Source organism: Pseudomonas sp. B111 (assembly GCF_026428275.1).
GTDB lineage: Bacteria > Pseudomonadota > Gammaproteobacteria > Pseudomonadales > Pseudomonadaceae > Pseudomonas > Pseudomonas aeruginosa.
Window position 1 is genome coordinate 949,704 of record NZ_CP097857.1, and the last position, 14,716, is coordinate 964,419.

14 protein-coding genes are annotated in these 14,716 nt (G+C 70.3%); 10 read left to right on the forward strand and 4 right to left on the reverse strand.

The annotated features are described in order from the left end of the window. The first annotated feature begins 35 nt into the window (after nucleotides 1-35). Nucleotides 36-2,519: a LuxR C-terminal-related transcriptional regulator gene (locus tag M6E97_RS04385; protein WP_009313639.1), complete on the forward strand. Its 2,484-nt coding sequence runs from the start codon at nucleotides 36-38 to the stop codon at nucleotides 2,517-2,519. Between the two features lie 6 nt (nucleotides 2,520-2,525). Here M6E97_RS04385 and M6E97_RS04390 read toward each other — a convergent pair whose 3' ends face one another. After that, nucleotides 2,526-3,338, reverse strand: a complete 813-nt coding sequence (locus tag M6E97_RS04390) for a SirB1 family protein (protein ID WP_033938310.1) — start codon at nucleotides 3,336-3,338, stop codon at nucleotides 2,526-2,528. A 245-nt stretch (nucleotides 3,339-3,583) separates the two neighbouring features. Here M6E97_RS04390 and M6E97_RS04395 point away from each other — a divergent pair, with 245 nt between their 5' ends. The 4 genes from M6E97_RS04395 to M6E97_RS04410 all read left to right on the forward strand — a co-directional run bounded on the left by M6E97_RS04395 (nucleotide 3,584) and on the right by M6E97_RS04410 (nucleotide 7,972). Continuing rightward, the gene (locus M6E97_RS04395) at nucleotides 3,584-4,609 is read left to right on the forward strand and encodes a Leu/Phe/Val dehydrogenase (protein ID WP_003091859.1); all 1,026 of its coding nucleotides are present in this window, start codon (nucleotides 3,584-3,586) and stop codon (nucleotides 4,607-4,609) included. A 141-nt stretch (nucleotides 4,610-4,750) separates the two neighbouring features. Then, the gene (gene pdhA, locus M6E97_RS04400) at nucleotides 4,751-5,848 is read left to right on the forward strand and encodes a pyruvate dehydrogenase (acetyl-transferring) E1 component subunit alpha (protein WP_003112129.1); all 1,098 of its coding nucleotides are present in this window, start codon (nucleotides 4,751-4,753) and stop codon (nucleotides 5,846-5,848) included. After that, entirely contained in the window at nucleotides 5,841-6,842 is a 1,002-nt protein-coding gene (locus tag M6E97_RS04405) for an alpha-ketoacid dehydrogenase subunit beta (protein WP_015502548.1), read from the forward strand. Before pdhA ends, M6E97_RS04405 begins: the two co-directional genes overlap by 8 nt. A gap of 17 nt (nucleotides 6,843-6,859) precedes the next feature. Next, complete coding sequence (locus M6E97_RS04410) at nucleotides 6,860-7,972, forward strand: dihydrolipoamide acetyltransferase family protein (protein WP_009313643.1); 1,113 nt, start codon at nucleotides 6,860-6,862, stop codon at nucleotides 7,970-7,972. On the opposite strand, the gene M6E97_RS04415 is transcribed toward M6E97_RS04410, so the two are convergent. From M6E97_RS04415 to M6E97_RS04425, 3 genes are all read right to left on the reverse strand, one after another. Next, a complete protein-coding gene (locus M6E97_RS04415) occupies nucleotides 7,973-8,371 on the reverse strand; it encodes a DUF2809 domain-containing protein (protein WP_003107529.1) in 399 nt (132 codons plus the stop codon). 93 nt (nucleotides 8,372-8,464) lie between these two features. Further along, on the reverse strand, nucleotides 8,465-9,049 hold the full coding sequence (locus tag M6E97_RS04420) for a hypothetical protein (protein ID WP_034005770.1): 585 nt from the start codon (nucleotides 9,047-9,049) through the stop codon (nucleotides 8,465-8,467). A 35-nt stretch (nucleotides 9,050-9,084) separates the two neighbouring features. Further along, nucleotides 9,085-9,351 carry a YebG family protein gene (locus M6E97_RS04425; protein WP_003091854.1) on the reverse strand — a complete coding sequence of 89 codons (267 nt, stop codon included), beginning with the start codon at nucleotides 9,349-9,351 and terminating at the stop codon, nucleotides 9,085-9,087. 209 nt (nucleotides 9,352-9,560) lie between these two features. Here M6E97_RS04425 and M6E97_RS04430 point away from each other — a divergent pair, with 209 nt between their 5' ends. The 5 genes from M6E97_RS04430 (at nucleotide 9,561) to hasR (ending at nucleotide 14,696) form a co-directional block, all read left to right on the forward strand. Next, nucleotides 9,561-9,830, forward strand: a complete 270-nt coding sequence (locus M6E97_RS04430; RefSeq protein ID WP_003091850.1) for a DUF2790 domain-containing protein — start codon at nucleotides 9,561-9,563, stop codon at nucleotides 9,828-9,830. Between the two features lie 119 nt (nucleotides 9,831-9,949). Further along, nucleotides 9,950-10,168: a hypothetical protein gene (locus tag M6E97_RS04435; protein ID WP_003112066.1), complete on the forward strand. Its 219-nt coding sequence runs from the start codon at nucleotides 9,950-9,952 to the stop codon at nucleotides 10,166-10,168. Nucleotides 10,169-10,244: 76 nt separating this feature from the next. After that, on the forward strand, nucleotides 10,245-10,760 hold the full coding sequence (locus M6E97_RS04440; protein WP_003107536.1) for an RNA polymerase sigma factor: 516 nt from the start codon (nucleotides 10,245-10,247) through the stop codon (nucleotides 10,758-10,760). 64 nt (nucleotides 10,761-10,824) lie between these two features. Continuing rightward, nucleotides 10,825-11,811 carry a FecR family protein gene (locus tag M6E97_RS04445; protein WP_022579688.1) on the forward strand — a complete coding sequence of 329 codons (987 nt, stop codon included), beginning with the start codon at nucleotides 10,825-10,827 and terminating at the stop codon, nucleotides 11,809-11,811. A gap of 209 nt (nucleotides 11,812-12,020) precedes the next feature. After that, nucleotides 12,021-14,696, forward strand: a complete 2,676-nt coding sequence (hasR, locus tag M6E97_RS04450; protein ID WP_079385797.1) for a heme uptake receptor HasR — start codon at nucleotides 12,021-12,023, stop codon at nucleotides 14,694-14,696. The last annotated feature ends 20 nt before the right edge of the window (nucleotides 14,697-14,716 follow it).

The window sequence follows — 14,716 nt, forward strand, 5'->3', positions numbered from 1 at the left end:
CCGGCAAGGCGCTTCGACAGAACAAGAGCACTGCCATGACCGAGCCGACCGAGCTGCCCGCCGCCTTGCCGCGGCTGCCGCCGCAGCACCTGCCGCGGCCCCGTTTGCACCAGCCGCTGCTGCGCGGCGAATGCCGCCTGCGACTGCTCTGCGCGCCCGCCGGCAGCGGCAAGACCGTCCTCCTCGGAGAATGCGCGCGGCGGGCGCCGCCTGGCGTGCAGGTGGTCTGGCTGGCGCTGGGCGGGGAAGCGCTGGACCCCGCGACCTTCCGCCGCCGCCTGGCCGGCGCCCTCGGCTTGGCCGAGGACAGCGACGAAGCGCAGCTGTGCCGGCGGCTGCGTAACGCTTCCGCGCTGTGGCTGCTGCTCGACGATTACCCACGGCACCCCGACCCCGCCCTCGACGCCTGCCTCGATCGCCTGTTGAGCGCGGCCTCGCCACGGGTGGGCTGGTGGCTGGCGAGCCGGCGGCGGCCGCAGTGCAACCTGGCGCGGTTGCTGCTGGAAGGGGAGTTGCTGGAGGTCGACGGCGGCCTGCTGGCGTTCGATGCCGACGAGGTCGCCGAACTGCTCCGCCTGCACGGGCGCAGCGCCGATGCCGCTACGGCCGGGGCACTGCTGGAACGCAGCGGCGGTTGGTGCGCCGCGTTGCGCTTGCGCCTGCTGGTCGGCGAAGAGACGGCCGGACCGTTGTTGCAGGAATACCTCCAGCACGAGTTGCTCGACGAGCTGCCGCCGCCGCTGGCCGACGCCGCGCGTGCCCTGGCCTGGCTGCCGCAAGTCGGTCCGGAGCTGTTCCGCCGGCTGTTCGAGGAACTGCCCCACGGGCTGGACGACCTGTTGGCGCGGGGCTTCCCCCTGCTGGCCGATACGAACCAGCGCTACAGCCTGCCGCCGGCGATCCGCGAGGCCTGGCGCGAAGCGCCGCAGCGCCCGCAGCGGGACTTCCACCGGGAAGCCTGCGAATGGTTCGCCGAACACGGCGAGACCCGCGAGGCGGTCGACCAGGCGCTGGCCGCCGACGAACCGGAAACCGCCGCCGGATTGTTGCAGAAGCTCACCGAGGAGCAATTGCTGCACGGCCACAACATCGGCATGGTCCTGGCCCTGCGCGACGAACTGCCGGCGGCGCTGCTGGCCAGCACGCCGCGCCTGGTGATCCTGAATGCCTGGACGCTGCTCTACGCCGGACGCCTGGCCGAAGCCGAGGACTGCATCGGCCAGTTGGCGCGCTTCCTGCCGATGCCCTCGGCGTCCCGCCAGCGGGTGCTGCTGGCGCAATGGCAGGGCTTGTTCGGGATCCTCCTGCACTGCCGCGGCGAGCGCGGCGCCGCCGACTACCTGCGCGAGGCGCTGGAGCAACTGCCGGAGGACGCCTGGTCGCAGGGACTGATCTGCCGCTCGGCGCTGATGCAACTGGCGATGATCGAGGGGCGGATGGACCAGGCGCGGTTGATCGGCCGCGATGCCTTGCGCCTGGCGCGCGAGCACGACAGCCTGATCTTCGAGGCGTTGATCGAACTGGAGCGGGCGCAGTGGCTGGAGCAGCGCGGCGAACTGCTGCGCGCGGAAGGCGTCCTCGATCGCGCCCAGCGCTACCTGGAGGACCTCGGCCAGCAGGGCAGCCCGATGCTCGGCCGGATCGCCCTGCGCCGCGCGCGCCTGTGCCTGCAGCAGGGCCGCGAGGTCGAGGCCGGGCACTGGTATCGGCTGGGGCTGGAGCAGGCACGGGAGAATCTCGATCCCTGGGCGCTCTACGGCTACCTGGGACTGGCCTTGCTGGAAGCCGGGCAGGGCGACCTGGACGCGGCGTTCAACCGCCTGCTGGAGGTCGAGCGGCTGATGCAGCAGCGCCATGTCCCCGATCCGCTGTATCGCGGCGCGCTGCTGCTGGTCAGCTCCGCCCTGACCCTGCAGCAGGGAAGGCCGGCGCAGGCGCGGGAGATCCTGCTGCGGGTCCGCGCCTACTTCCAGCCGGGACGGGCGCGCCTGTCGCCGCCCTCCGAACCGGAGCTGGAAGCGCGGGTAGAGCACCAATTGGCACTGGCCGAACTCTACAGCGGCGAGGCAGCCGCCGCCGAAGCGCGGCTGCGCGGGCTGCTCGCCATTCTCGAGGCGCAGGGGCGGCAGACGCTGCTCTGCGAAGTGCGCATGGGTATCGCCGAGTGCCAGTTCCTCTCCGGACAATTGCCCCAGGCCCAGCAGACCCTGCGCAGCGGCCTGGAGCTGGCGGAGCGGCTAGGCCTGCAACTGCCGCAGCGGCGACTGCGGGATCGCCAGCCGCAACTGTTCGCCGCCCTGCCGGGGGAAGAAGAGGAGGGGCTCAGTCCGCTCAGTTGTCGGGAGCTGGCGGTGCTCGGCCTGATCGCCCAGGGCTGCTCCAACCAGGAGATCGGCGAGCAACTGTTCATTTCCCTGCACACGGTGAAGACCCACGCCCGGCGGATCAACGGCAAGCTCGGGGTGGCCCGCCGGACCCAGGCGGTGGCGCGGGCCAAGGCCCTCGGCCTGCTCGCCTGAGCGGCCTCAGTGCAGGGCGCGGCCGGTCGGCGGGGCGAGTTCGCCCAGGCGCTGGCCGAGGCGCAGTTGCTCGGTGGGATCGTCGCTGAGCAAGAGCGCGCGTTCCAGGTCGTAGCGTTCCGCCTGCGGGCAATCCAGTTGCCGATAGAGGCCGGCGCGGGCCTCGTGGTCGGCGGCGCCCACCGGGCCGAGTTCGATCACCCGCTGGGCATCCTTCAGCGCGGCCAGCGGCTCGCCGGCGGCGCTGTGCAGTTGTCGCAGGTTGCGCGACAGACGCTGGAGGATTTCCCCGGCAGAGGCCTGCTTCAGGTAGGCGGCTTGCAGCTCGCTCTTCGGCCCCTGCAGGCGCAGCAGCAGTTCGCGGCAGTCGGTGGGATAGAGGCGCCGTCCGGTGGCCGGGTCGAGCAGATGGTCGGCCTGCGGCACGCGCAGCAGGAAGCGTCCCGGGAAGTTCACTCCGACCAGCGGAATGTCCAGCCGCCGCGCCAGTTCCATGGCCACCAGCGCCAGCGACAACGGCTGTCCCTGGCGCCGCTGCAGCACCAGCGGAAGCAGGGCCGAGCGCGGTTGCAGGGGGAAGTCGTCGTCCTCGCAGAAACCCTGTTCGCTCATTCGCCGCAGCAACCCCTGGGCGCGCTCGCTGGCCGAGGCGCGGTCGTCCAGGCTCGCGCCGATCTGCCGGACGAGTTCGTCGAGCTCGCGCAGGGCGTGGGCGGGCGAATACGCCGGGAGGTGCTCCGCGGCGATCCACAGGGCCGCCTCGAACAGCGCTGGCGGTTCCTGGGCGAGACAATCGAGGCAGGCTTGACGCGGGTCCATGGCTTTCCTCCTGGTGCGCCTGGATCGTTGCGGACGGGCCGTTCGGAGCACGCCGGGGCCGGTTTCGAGCGGGCGGACCCCAAGGTTGTAACCGTCCGCCGAAGCTTCGTCCAGTACCCGGCTCGGCGAGCGCCGCCGCCTGGTCGTCGGCCTTGCGGGCGTTTCGCCGACGCCTGCCTATACTGAAGGTGCCGGGCGGCAACGGCCCGGCCCGGACAACAAGCAGCAAGCAGGGGAGCCCCAGCATGTTCGACATGATGGACGCGGCCCGGCTCGAGGGTCTCCACCTCGCCCAAGACCCGGCCACGGGACTCAAGGCCATTATCGCCATCCACAGCACGCGACTCGGCCCGGCACTGGGTGGTTGTCGCTACCTGCCTTACCCCAACGACGAAGCCGCCATCGGCGACGCCATCCGCCTGGCCCAGGGCATGAGCTACAAGGCGGCCCTGGCCGGGCTGGAGCAGGGCGGCGGCAAGGCGGTGATCATCCGCCCGCCGCACCTGGACAATCGCGGCGCGCTGTTCGAGGCCTTCGGGCGCTTCATCGAAAGCCTCGGCGGACGCTACATCACTGCGGTGGACAGCGGTACCTCCAGCGCCGACATGGACTGCATCGCCCAGCAGACCCGCCACGTCACCAGCACCACCCAGGCCGGCGACCCCTCGCCGCATACCGCCCTCGGCGTGTTCGCCGGGATTCGCGCCAGCGCCCAGGCGCGCCTCGGCAGCGACGACCTGGAAGGCCTGCGGGTCGCGGTGCAGGGGCTCGGCCACGTCGGCTACGCATTGGCCGAGCAACTGGCGGCGGTCGGCGCCGAGTTGCTGGTCTGCGACCTCGATCCCGGCCGGGTGCAACTGGCCGTCGAGCAGCTCGGCGCCCATCCGCTGGCGCCGGAGGCATTGCTCTCCACCCCTTGCGACATCCTCGCGCCCTGCGGCCTGGGCGGCGTGCTCACCAGCCAGAGCGTCAGCCAGTTGCGCTGCGCGGCGGTGGCCGGGGCGGCGAACAACCAGTTGGAGCGGCCGGAGGTCGCCGACGAGCTGGAGGCGCGCGGCATCCTCTATGCGCCGGACTACGTGATCAACTCCGGCGGCCTGATCTACGTCGCCCTCAAGCACCGCGGCGCCGATCCGCACAGCATCACCGCGCACCTGGCGCGGATTCCCGCGCGGCTCACCGAGATCTATGCCCATGCCCAGGCCGACCACCAGTCGCCGGCGCGGATCGCCGACCGTCTGGCGGAACGGATTCTCTACGGCCCGCAGTGACGGGCCGGCGTTTCCGGCGAGGCCGCCAGCGGGCCTCGCCAGCGGCAGTGCGGGCCACCCCCGCGGTGCCGCGCGTGCACGCCGCCACCCGCGGCGCGACCCTGAGCGGCACGCCTACCCGGCGTGCGGAGGAGGTTTGCGATGGTTCACAACCGGATCGACCCGCCTTTCACCCGCTACCTCGACAGCGACGGTCGGCCCCTCGGGGAGTTGCCCGCCTGGGCCGGCGACAGCGACGCGCTGGTCGGCCTCTACCGGCAGATGCTCCTGACCCGCCTGTTCGACCAGAAGGCGGTGGCCCTCCAGCGTACCGGACGGATCGGCACCTATGCGCCAACCCTCGGCCAGGAAGCCATCGGTGTGGCCATCGGCAGCCAGATGCGCGCCGAGGACGTGCTGGTGCCCTATTACCGCGATACCGCCGTGCAATTGATGCGCGGTGTGCGCATGGAGGACATCCTCCTCTACTGGGGCGGCGACGAGCGCGGCAGCGACTACGCCGAACCGCTGGCGGCGCAGGACTTTCCCATTTGTGTGCCGATCGCCACCCAGGCCCTGCATGCCTGCGGGGTCGCCTCGGCGTTCCGCATCCGCGGCGAGCACCGGGTGGCGGTGACCACCTGCGGCGACGGCGCCACCAGCAAGGGCGATTTCCTCGAGGCGCTGAACGTGGCGGGCGCCTGGCAGTTGCCGGTGCTCTTCGTGGTCAACAACAACCAGTGGGCGATCTCGGTGCCGCGGCGCATCCAGTGCGGCGCGCCGACCCTGGCGGAGAAGGCGGTGGGTGCCGGCTTCCCCGGCGAACAGGTGGACGGCAACGACGTGCTGGCGGTCGCCGAACGCGTCCGCGCGGCCCTGGAGCGCGCGCGCCAGGGCAAGGGGCCGACCCTGCTGGAGTGCATCAGCTATCGCCTGTGCGACCACACCACGGCCGACGACGCCAGCCGCTACCGTTCCGCCGAGGAGGTCAACCAGGCCTGGCGCGAGGAGCCGATCAAGCGCCTGCGCGCCTTCCTCGCCGGCCGCGGCCAGTGGGACGAGGAGCGCGAGCAGGCGCTGGTGGGCGAGTGCCAGGCGCGGGTGCAGGAGGCGGTGGAGTGTTTCGAGACGTTCGCCGCGCAGGCGCCGCAGGCACTGTTCGAGCATGTCTACGCGCGCTGGCCGGCGGCCCTGGAGGAGCAGCGCGAGCAATTGCTGGAACGCGCCGCGCGGCGGCAGGGAGGGGCCGAACATGAATGAGCGCAACGGCGAAGCGAAACGCCTGGCCCTTCTGGAGGCGGTCAACCTGGCGTTGCACCGGGCCATGGCCGAGGACGAGGCGGTGGTGGTGCTGGGCGAAGACGTCGGGGTCAACGGCGGGGTGTTTCGCGCCACCCTCGGCCTGCGCGAGCGCTTCGGCTTCAAGCGGGTGCTGGATACGCCGCTGGCGGAGAACATGATCGCCGGGCTGTCCATCGGCATGGCCGCCCAGGGCCTGAAGCCGGTGATGGAGATCCAGTTCATGGGCTTCATCTACGCCGCCATGGAGCAACTGGTGTCCCATGCCAGCCGCCTGCGCAATCGCACCCGCGGCCGCCTGGCCTGCCCGTTGGTGCTGCGCACGCCGATGGGCGCGGGAATCCGCGCGCCGGAGCACCACAGCGAGGCGACCGAGGCGATGTTCGCGCACATCCCCGGCGTCCGCGTGCTGGTGCCGTCGTCGCCGGCGCGGGCCTACGGCCTGCTCCTGGCGGCGATCGACGATCCCGATCCGGTGATCTTCCTCGAACCGACCCGGCTCTACCGGATGAACCCGCAGCCGCTGGCGGACGACGCCCGGCGCCTGCCGCTGGACAGTTGCTTCACCCTCCGCGAAGGCGGCGACCTGACCCTGGTCAGCTGGGGCGCCAGCGTCCACGAGACCCAGCAGGCCGCCGAGCGCCTGGCGCAGCGCGGCATCGAGGCCGAAGTGATCGACGTCGCCTGCCTCAAGCCGCTCGACCTCGACACCCTCGAAGCTTCGGTGCGCAAGACCGGTCGCTGCGTGATCGTCCATGAGGCGCCGAAGAGCGGCGGCCTCGGCGGGGAAATCGCCGCGAGCCTCTACGAGCGTGTCCTGTTCGATCTGCGGGCGCCGATCCAGCGGGTCGCCGCGGCCGATATCCCGCCGCCGCTGTACCGCCTGGAACCGCTGTACATGCCCGCCGTGGAGGACATCCTGGCGGCCTGCGACACCGTGCTCGGCTACGCCTGAGCCGAGGGGAGACGACCATGAAGCACTTCAAGCTGCCCGACCTGGGCGAGGGCCTGCAGGAAGCGGAAATCGTCGAATGGCACGTCAAGGCCGGCGACAGCGTGCGCGCCGACCAGCGCCTGGTCTCGGTGGAAACCGCCAAGGCGCTGGTGGACATCCCCGCGCCCTACGACGGGGTGGTGGGCAAGCTGTTCGGCGCCGAGGGCGACATCCTCCACGTCGGCGAACCGCTGGTGGGCTTCGAGGGCGAGGAGGCGGACGCCGGTACCGTGGTGGGGCGCCTGGAGGGCGGCGGTAGCGCCCTGGAGGACCGTTTCTTCATCGGCGCCGCACCATCCACCCGCGAGCACCTGGCACCGCGCGCGACCCCGGCGGTGCGCCAGTTCGCCCGCCAGCAGGGCGTCGAGCTGGCCGGCCTGAGCGGCTCCGGCCCGGATGGCCTGATCACCCGCGGCGACGTCGAGGCCGCTGCCCAGGGCGCCCGCGAACGCTTCGGCGGCGAGCGCTTGCGCGGGGTACGGCGGAGCATGGCGCTGAACATGGCGCGCTCGCATGCCGAGGTGGTGCCGGTGACGATCTACGGCGACGCCGACCTGCATCGCTGGAAGACCGCACGCGACCCGTTGATCCGCCTGGCCCAGGCGCTGGCCGAGGCCTGTCGCGCCGAGCCGACCCTCAACGCCTGGTTCGATGGCGCCTCGTTGTCGCTGAAACTGCATGAGCGGCTCGACCTGGGGATCGCCGTGGACACCCCGGACGGCCTGTTCGTGCCGGTGCTGCGCGACGTCGGTGCGCGTTCGGCGGAGGACCTGCGCGCCGGTATGCGGCGCCTGCGCGAAGATGTCCAGGCACGCTCGATCCCACCGGCGGAAATGCTCGGCGCGACCCTGACCCTATCCAACTTCGGCACCCTGTTCGGCCGCTACGCCAACCCCGTGGTGGTGCCGCCGCAGGTGGCCATCCTCGGCGCCGGCGGCATCCGCGACGAAGTAGTGGCCTGGCGCGGCGAGATGGCGATCCACCCGATCCTGCCGCTCTCGCTGACCTTCGATCACCGCGCCGCCACCGGTGGCGAGGCGGCGCGTTTCCTCAAGGTACTGGTGAACGCCCTGGAGCAGCCCGACGGCTGATCAGCGCCGGCGCTCCAGCCACCATGCCAGCAGCGCGCCGAGGGCATAGGCGAGCAGGTCGAAGCCGTCGGCGGTGCTGCCGAGAACGATGCGCAGCACGGGGCTGGAGAATTGCCAATGCAGTTGCGCCGCCAGGTACTGGCCCAGTTCCAGCAGCGCGCCGACGGCAAAGGCGGCGGATGCCAGCCAGGCGGCCGGCGCCCTGAGCGCGCTGCCCATCAGGTAGTAGAGCCAGACCACCGCCAGCAGGTCGCCGCCGAAGCTGCGTATCCAGCCCCAATGCCGGCCCAGGGTGGCGAGCAGGACCAGCAGGCCGAACAGCAGCAGTGCCAGCAGCAGGCTGCGCCGGTCCAGGCGCCAGCGTCGGGAGCGGACGGGAGAGGCGGGGAGAGCGGGCATGGGACCTTCCTGGTCGATGGGGCTGCCGGGCGTTGTACGGCAAGCGCCGGTTTCCGGCAAGCCGGGCGCGGGTCGGACAAGCGCCGCGCGGACTCAGCGGCGTCGCAGGCTGGCGAGCAGTTGTTCGACGAAGGCGTCGCTGCCGGAGCTGTCGAGGTAGTGCACCTGGGGACCGTCGAGCAGGTAGAGCGCGTGGTAGGGCTTGCCGGCCTGGCTGCCGCGCAGGCGATAGACCTCGGTGCCGGCCACGCGGTAGCGGCTGGCGCTGGCGCGCCGGTCGCACAGGCCGAGGGCCTGGCGCTGCGCCTGGAGACGCTCGCGCTCGGCGTCGGGCAGGCCGTCCAGCGGCAGGGCTCCGAAGAGCAGGCGAACCTGTCGCGGAAGGTCGAGCCGTTCGCCCTCGTCCGCGCCCATCTCGTTGCCTTCGAGCAGGCGGTGGGCGAGGTAATGACCCTCGGCGTAGCGGGCGATCAGCAGGTCGCCGCTGTGCAGCAGGGTGGCGGGGGCCCGTTGCAGGTCGAGTTGCAGCCTGCCGGTGCCGCCCAGGGCCAGGACCTGCGCGGCGCCGGCAGAGGCTGCCGGTGTCTCGGCGTCCGTGGCCTGGAATGGGCAGGCGAGGGCAGGGGCGCCGGCGAGGCCGAGGAGGACGCACAGCAGGCCGGCAAGTTGTCGCGGCATGTTTCGGCTCCTTGCGCTTTGCTTGCAGCGGCGGCTCATTCGTCCGCGGCGTTTTCCTCGAACAGTTCGTTGAGGGCGTCCGGCTGGTTCTTGAAGGCGCGGGCGAAGGCGTCGCGGTTCTTCGCCATGAAGATGCCGAGTTCTTCCACCTGTTCCTCCTTCAGCGACGGCACCGCCTTCTGCAGCACCTCGGCCAGCGTTTCCGCCAGCTCCAGCATCTTGTCGTAACGATCGGCTTCAGCCTTGTCCATGAACAAACGCTCCTGATCCCGGCTGCTGCGGTACACCACTTCGACGGCCATTCATCACCTCTGTGCCTTCTGAGTCGCAAGGTTGCTTTGACTGGTTATCCATACAGTATATGGCGTCTTGCCGTCCGTGGATAGCGCCAGGATTGCCGGCGCATTGCCGGGGCGGTCGTCGTCTGACAGAAATGTCACGCCGGGCTCATGAGCCTGACAGTCTCCGCAGCGTAGTTTCAGGCTGAACGTTATACCAAGGAGACATCCTCATGAGAGTGATCCCGTTGGCACTTGTCGCGCTGCTCGGCCTGGCGCCGCTGGCCCAGGCGCAGCAGCAGCCCTACGGACCCAACCCGGACTCGAAATCGCTCCGCCAGCATTACGTGGAAGGGCGCCTGGACATCGCCCGGGTGATCTACAAGACCGACCTGTGGAGCGCCTGTGGGATCGTCCCGGCGCGCCTGGTCTACGAGGACTCGCAGGGCGAGCGGCATACCGTCGAGTACAAGGCCTGGGGCAGCGGTTGCAGCGGCAATTGAGCGAACCCGGCGCGGCACGGGCCGCGCCGGGTTTTCCTCGGCTCCCGCGCTTCTGCTAAGGTTGCGCGCCTGCCGCCCGTTGCGCGGCGCATACCTTCCGCCCCGCAAGGATGCCCGGCATGCAAGACCTCGGTTTCGCCCTCCTTCTCATCGGCTACGTCTGGTCCGTGGCCAGCGGCGGCCGCCGTTCGATCCCCTGCGCATTGCTCTGCCTGCTGCTGTTTCCGCTGGCGCAACTGGCCTTCGCCATCAACGACGCGCCGATGCGTCCGCCGCTGGCGCTGGCGGCCTTTGGCGCGGGCCTGGCCTACCTCGGCGGCGGCTCGGTGTTCGGCTGAGCCCGGCATCTCACAAGAATACGATTGAAAATCATTATCATAAAAAATATGCTGCTGCCCTTCTGAAAGGACGTGGGTGGATGCGCCGTTGGCGGAGCAGGATCTCAAGGCACTGTTTCTCAGGCATGCGCGGCAGTTGCAGTCGTATCTGTTGCGCAAGACCCGCGATCCGCACCTGGCGGCGGACCTGGCGCAGGAGAGCTTCCTGCGCCTGGCCGAGCAGCGGCACAAGGAGCCGATCGAGCATGTCGACGCCTATCTCTACCGCACCGCGCACAACCTCACCATCGACCATTACCGGCAGGAACGGCGGCGCCGCACCGAGACCCGCCCCAACGACGACCTCGCCGGGTTCGTCGCCGACCAGCCCGGCCCCGAGGAGTCCGCGGTGGATGCCGATGCGCTTGCCCGCCTGCGCGAGATAGTCGCCGAACTGCCGCCGCGCACCCGTGAGATCTTCCGTCTCAACCGTCTGGAGGGGCTGACCCATGCCGAGGTGGCGAGACGCCTGGAAATCTCCGATAGCTCGGTGCAGAAGCACCTGGCCCGCGCCCTGGCCCATGTGATGCAGGCACTCGAGGATTCCCGCTGAATGGATTACCGAGTCTTGCCGGTTCGCGCGTCTGAACCTCAATAACGACCAACGAGAGCCGCACGTGAACAGCCCCCAGGAACAACAGCAGATCCGCCAGCAGGCCGCCGAATGGGCGATCCGCCTGGACGGCGGCGACCTCGACCGGTCCCGGCGCGAAGCGCTGGACGGCTGGCTGGCGGCCGACCCCCGGCACCCGGCCGCGCTGGCGCTGGCGCAACGGACCTGGAAACAGCTGGGATCGCTGGCCGAACCGCGGACGATGGTTCAGACGGCGGTCGCCAGCGCGCCGCGCCGCGCCGGGGGGCGGCGCAAGGGCTGGCGCGGCTGGGCCGCGGCGGCGGCGGTGCTGCTGGCCCTGGGCAGCGCCTGGAACGAACGCGACGCCGGCGTGAGCTGGCTGGCCGACCACGCCACCGGCAAGGGCGAGGTGCGCATCCTGCGGCTGGTGGATGGCAGCGAGGTCGAGCTGGACGCACAGAGCGCCATCGATGTCGCCTACGACAGCCGCGAGCGACGGGTGCGCCTGCTCGAAGGCAGCGCGATCTTCCGCGCCGCCCCACGCGCGGGCCGGGAGACCCGGCCCTTCGTGGTGGAAAGCGCCGGCGGCAGCACTCGCGCGCTGGGCACTCGGTTCCTGGTCAGCCGCAACGACGACGGCAGCGTCCAGGTCGGGGTGCTCGAACACCGCGTCGCGGTGGCCCTGGCGCATCCGCGCACGGGGACCGTCGGACGCCGCGAGCTGGGCGAGGGCGAGAGCCTGCGCTACAGCGCGGAGGGCGGCGTCGAGGCGCCGCTGGGCGGTCGCCTCGACGACCTGACCAGTTGGCGGCGCGGCCTGCTGGTCTTCGACGAGCAGCCGCTGGGCGAGGTGGTGGCGCGCCTCAATCGCTACCGGCCGGGGCATTTGCTGGTGGCTCCCGGTGCGTTGGCGCAGCGGCGGGTCAGCGGGGTATTCCGGGTCGCCGACCTGGAGGCCTCGTTGCAGTCGATCAGCGATGAGCTGGGCGTGCGCAGCCTGGGCCTGGCGGGAGTGACGCTGCTGTACTGAGCGGCGCGATCGCTTCCGAGAGCCTCGACCAGGGGCCGGGCAGTCGCCCCGCGCGCTTGTTCCGGCAGGGGCCGGGAAGCGCATTTTCGAGCCGTGGATCCCGCCGGCGAAAAATTTTCTCGATTTCCGTTACTGACTTTCCCTGCCTCCATCGTTCTCTTAACGAGACTGATTCTTATTACACAAAGCGATGGAGTGTAGGCGCTGTCATGAAACATCGTGGATGGAGTGCCGTGCGAGGCGGTCGCAAGGGGGCGCAACTGGCCCTGGGGCTGGGCCTGGTCCTGCTGGGAACGGCCGCGCTACCGCTGCATGCGCAAGACGGGGCGGACTCGGCGAGCCAGCAGCAGACCGCGCTGCGCCGGGTCCGGCTGGACATCCCGGCACAACCGCTGAACCGCGCCCTGCTGCGATTCGCCGAGCAGGCCGGGGTCCAGGTGTTCTTCGACAGCCAGCGTTTCGCCGGTCTCGGCAGCGCGGCGGTGCACGGCGAATACGTGCTGGCCGACGGCCTGAGCCAGATGCTCCAGGGCAGCCCGGTGGAATACCGCTTCTCCGGCAAGGACCAATTGAGCCTGATCCGCGTCAGCCAGGACGACCTGGTGCAGATGTCGCCCTCGGTGATCTCCGCCGCGCGTCCGGACGACTGGGTCTACCAGACGCCGCATTCGGTCAGCGTGATCGGCCGCGAGCAGATCGAGCGCAACCCGCCGCGGCATGCCGCCGACATGCTCGAGGAAACCCCCGGGGTGTACTCCTCGGTGAGCCAGCAGGACCCCGGCCTGTCGGTGAACATCCGTGGCATCCAGGACTACGGGCGGGTCAACATGTCGGTCGACGGCATGCGCCAGAACTACCAGCAGAGCGGCCACCAGCAGCGCAACGGGACGCTCTACGTCGATCCCGAGCTGCTCAGCGAGGTGGTCATCGACAAGGGCGCCAGCTCGGCCATGGGCGGCGCCGGGGTGATCGGCGGGATCGCCAACTTCCGCACCCTGGAGGCCCGCGACCTGGTCAAGCCGGGCAAGCAGGTCGGTGGCCGGGTGCGCCTCACCAGCGGCCTGGGCGGCGACGCCAACGGCACCCACTTCATCGGCAGCGCGGCCTTCGCCATCGGCACCGAGGCCTGGGACATGCTGGTCGCCGCCAGCGAGCGCCACCTGGGCGACTACGACCCGGGGACCAAGGGCAGCATCGGCGAGCTGCGCACCGGCGCCTGGTTCAATCCCGAGGCCGGGCAGCGGGTCAAGCATTCGCCGGTGGCCTACTCCGGCTACGTGATGCGCTCGCGACTGGCCAAGCTTGGCGTCGCCCTGCCGCAGGACCAGCGCCTGCAGTTCAGCTACCTGACCACCCAGGTGTCCTACGACGACGCCAACATGCTCAACACCGAGAACCAGGCGCTCTGGGAAAAGCTCGGCAGCAGCGACGTGCGTGCGCAGAACTTCGCCATCGACTACGGCTACGCGCCGGACAACCCGTTGGTGGACTTCAAGGCCAAGCTCTACTACGTCGACAACCGCAACCGCCAGCAGACCCTGCAACGCGGTATCACCCCCGGCTACTCGATCACCTACCAGACCGACACCTACGGCGCGCAGGCGCAGAACACCTCGACCTTCGCTCTCGACGATCTCTCCACGCTGCGCGCCAACTATGGCCTGGAGTTCTTCTACGACAAGGTGCGGCCGGACTCCAGCCAGCCGCGGGCGAGCACCTCGGCGGTCGACTTCCCCGCGGCCGAAGGCATGACCCCCAAGGGCGATCGCGCCCTCGGCAGCCTGTTCGCCCGTCTCGACTACGACTACGACGACTGGCTCAACCTCAACGCCGGGCTGCGTTACGACCGCTACCGCCTGCGCGGCGACACCGGCTTCAACGCGCGCACCTTCATCCTTGGCACCACCCGGCAGACCGACATGCCGCTGCAATACGCCGTCGACCGCGAGGAGGGGCGCTTCTCGCCGACCTTCGGCCTGTCGGTCAAGCCCGGTGTCGACTGGTTGCAGCTGTTCGCCACCTACGGCAAGGGCTGGCGCCCGCCGGCAGTGACCGAGAGCCTGATCACCGGCCGCCCCCACGGCGGCGGCGCGGAAAACATGTACCCCAACCCGTTCCTCAGTCCGGAGCGCTCGAAGGCCTGGGAAGTCGGCTTCAACGTGCTGAAGGAGAACCTCTGGTTCAGCGACGACCGCCTGGGCCTGAAGGTCGCCTACTTCGACACCCGGGTCGACGACTTCATCTTCATGGGCATGGGCATGCAGCCGCCGGGCTACGGCATGGCCGGGATCGGCAACAGCGCCTACGTCAACAACCTCGACAGCACGCGCTTCCGTGGCGTCGAGTACCAGCTCGACTACGATGCCGGGCTGGCCTACGGGCAGCTCTCCTACACGCACATGATCGGCAGCAACGACTTCTGTTCGAAGACCGCCTGGCTCGGCGGCGTCACCCAGACGGTGAAGGGCAGCGGTCGCCGCCCGCCGGTGATCGACATGCGGCCGGACGAGCAGGCCAACGCCGCCACCCATTGCAGCGCGGTGCTCGGCTCCGCCGAACACATGCCGATGGACCGCGGCTCGCTGACCCTGGGCATGCGCTTCTTCGACCGCAGGCTGGACGTCGGCGCCCGTGCCCGCTACAGCGAAGGCTACTCGGTGGCCGGCGGCGCCACGGTGTCGCAGGCCGGCGTGTACCCGGCGGACTGGAAGGAATACACCGTCTACGACCTGTACGGCAGCTACCGGGTGAGCGACGAACTGACCCTGCGCCTGGCCATGGAGAACGTCACCGACCGCGCCTACCTGGTGCCGCTGGGCGACGTGCTGGCCTTCACCCTCGGTCGCGGGCGGACCCTGCAAGGCACCCTCGAATACCAGTTCTGATCCCCGTTTTGCCCAGTGAA

What these genes read in the sequence shown, in the direction of transcription:
- M6E97_RS04385 (WP_009313639.1), top strand. Translation starts at nt 36, where the DNA reads ATGACCGAGCCGACCGAGCTGCCCGCCGCCTTGCCGCGGCTGCCGCCG.
- M6E97_RS04390 (WP_033938310.1), bottom strand. Translation starts at nt 3,338, where the DNA reads ATGGACCCGCGTCAAGCCTGCCTCGATTGTCTCGCCCAGGAACCGCCA.
- M6E97_RS04395 (WP_003091859.1), top strand. Translation starts at nt 3,584, where the DNA reads ATGTTCGACATGATGGACGCGGCCCGGCTCGAGGGTCTCCACCTCGCC.
- pdhA (WP_003112129.1), top strand. Translation starts at nt 4,751, where the DNA reads ATGGTTCACAACCGGATCGACCCGCCTTTCACCCGCTACCTCGACAGC.
- M6E97_RS04405 (WP_015502548.1), top strand. Translation starts at nt 5,841, where the DNA reads ATGAATGAGCGCAACGGCGAAGCGAAACGCCTGGCCCTTCTGGAGGCG.
- M6E97_RS04410 (WP_009313643.1), top strand. Translation starts at nt 6,860, where the DNA reads ATGAAGCACTTCAAGCTGCCCGACCTGGGCGAGGGCCTGCAGGAAGCG.
- M6E97_RS04415 (WP_003107529.1), bottom strand. Translation starts at nt 8,371, where the DNA reads ATGCCCGCTCTCCCCGCCTCTCCCGTCCGCTCCCGACGCTGGCGCCTG.
- M6E97_RS04420 (WP_034005770.1), bottom strand. Translation starts at nt 9,049, where the DNA reads ATGCCGCGACAACTTGCCGGCCTGCTGTGCGTCCTCCTCGGCCTCGCC.
- M6E97_RS04425 (WP_003091854.1), bottom strand. Translation starts at nt 9,351, where the DNA reads ATGGCCGTCGAAGTGGTGTACCGCAGCAGCCGGGATCAGGAGCGTTTG.
- M6E97_RS04430 (WP_003091850.1), top strand. Translation starts at nt 9,561, where the DNA reads ATGAGAGTGATCCCGTTGGCACTTGTCGCGCTGCTCGGCCTGGCGCCG.
- M6E97_RS04435 (WP_003112066.1), top strand. Translation starts at nt 9,950, where the DNA reads ATGCAAGACCTCGGTTTCGCCCTCCTTCTCATCGGCTACGTCTGGTCC.
- hasR (WP_079385797.1), top strand. Translation starts at nt 12,021, where the DNA reads ATGAAACATCGTGGATGGAGTGCCGTGCGAGGCGGTCGCAAGGGGGCG.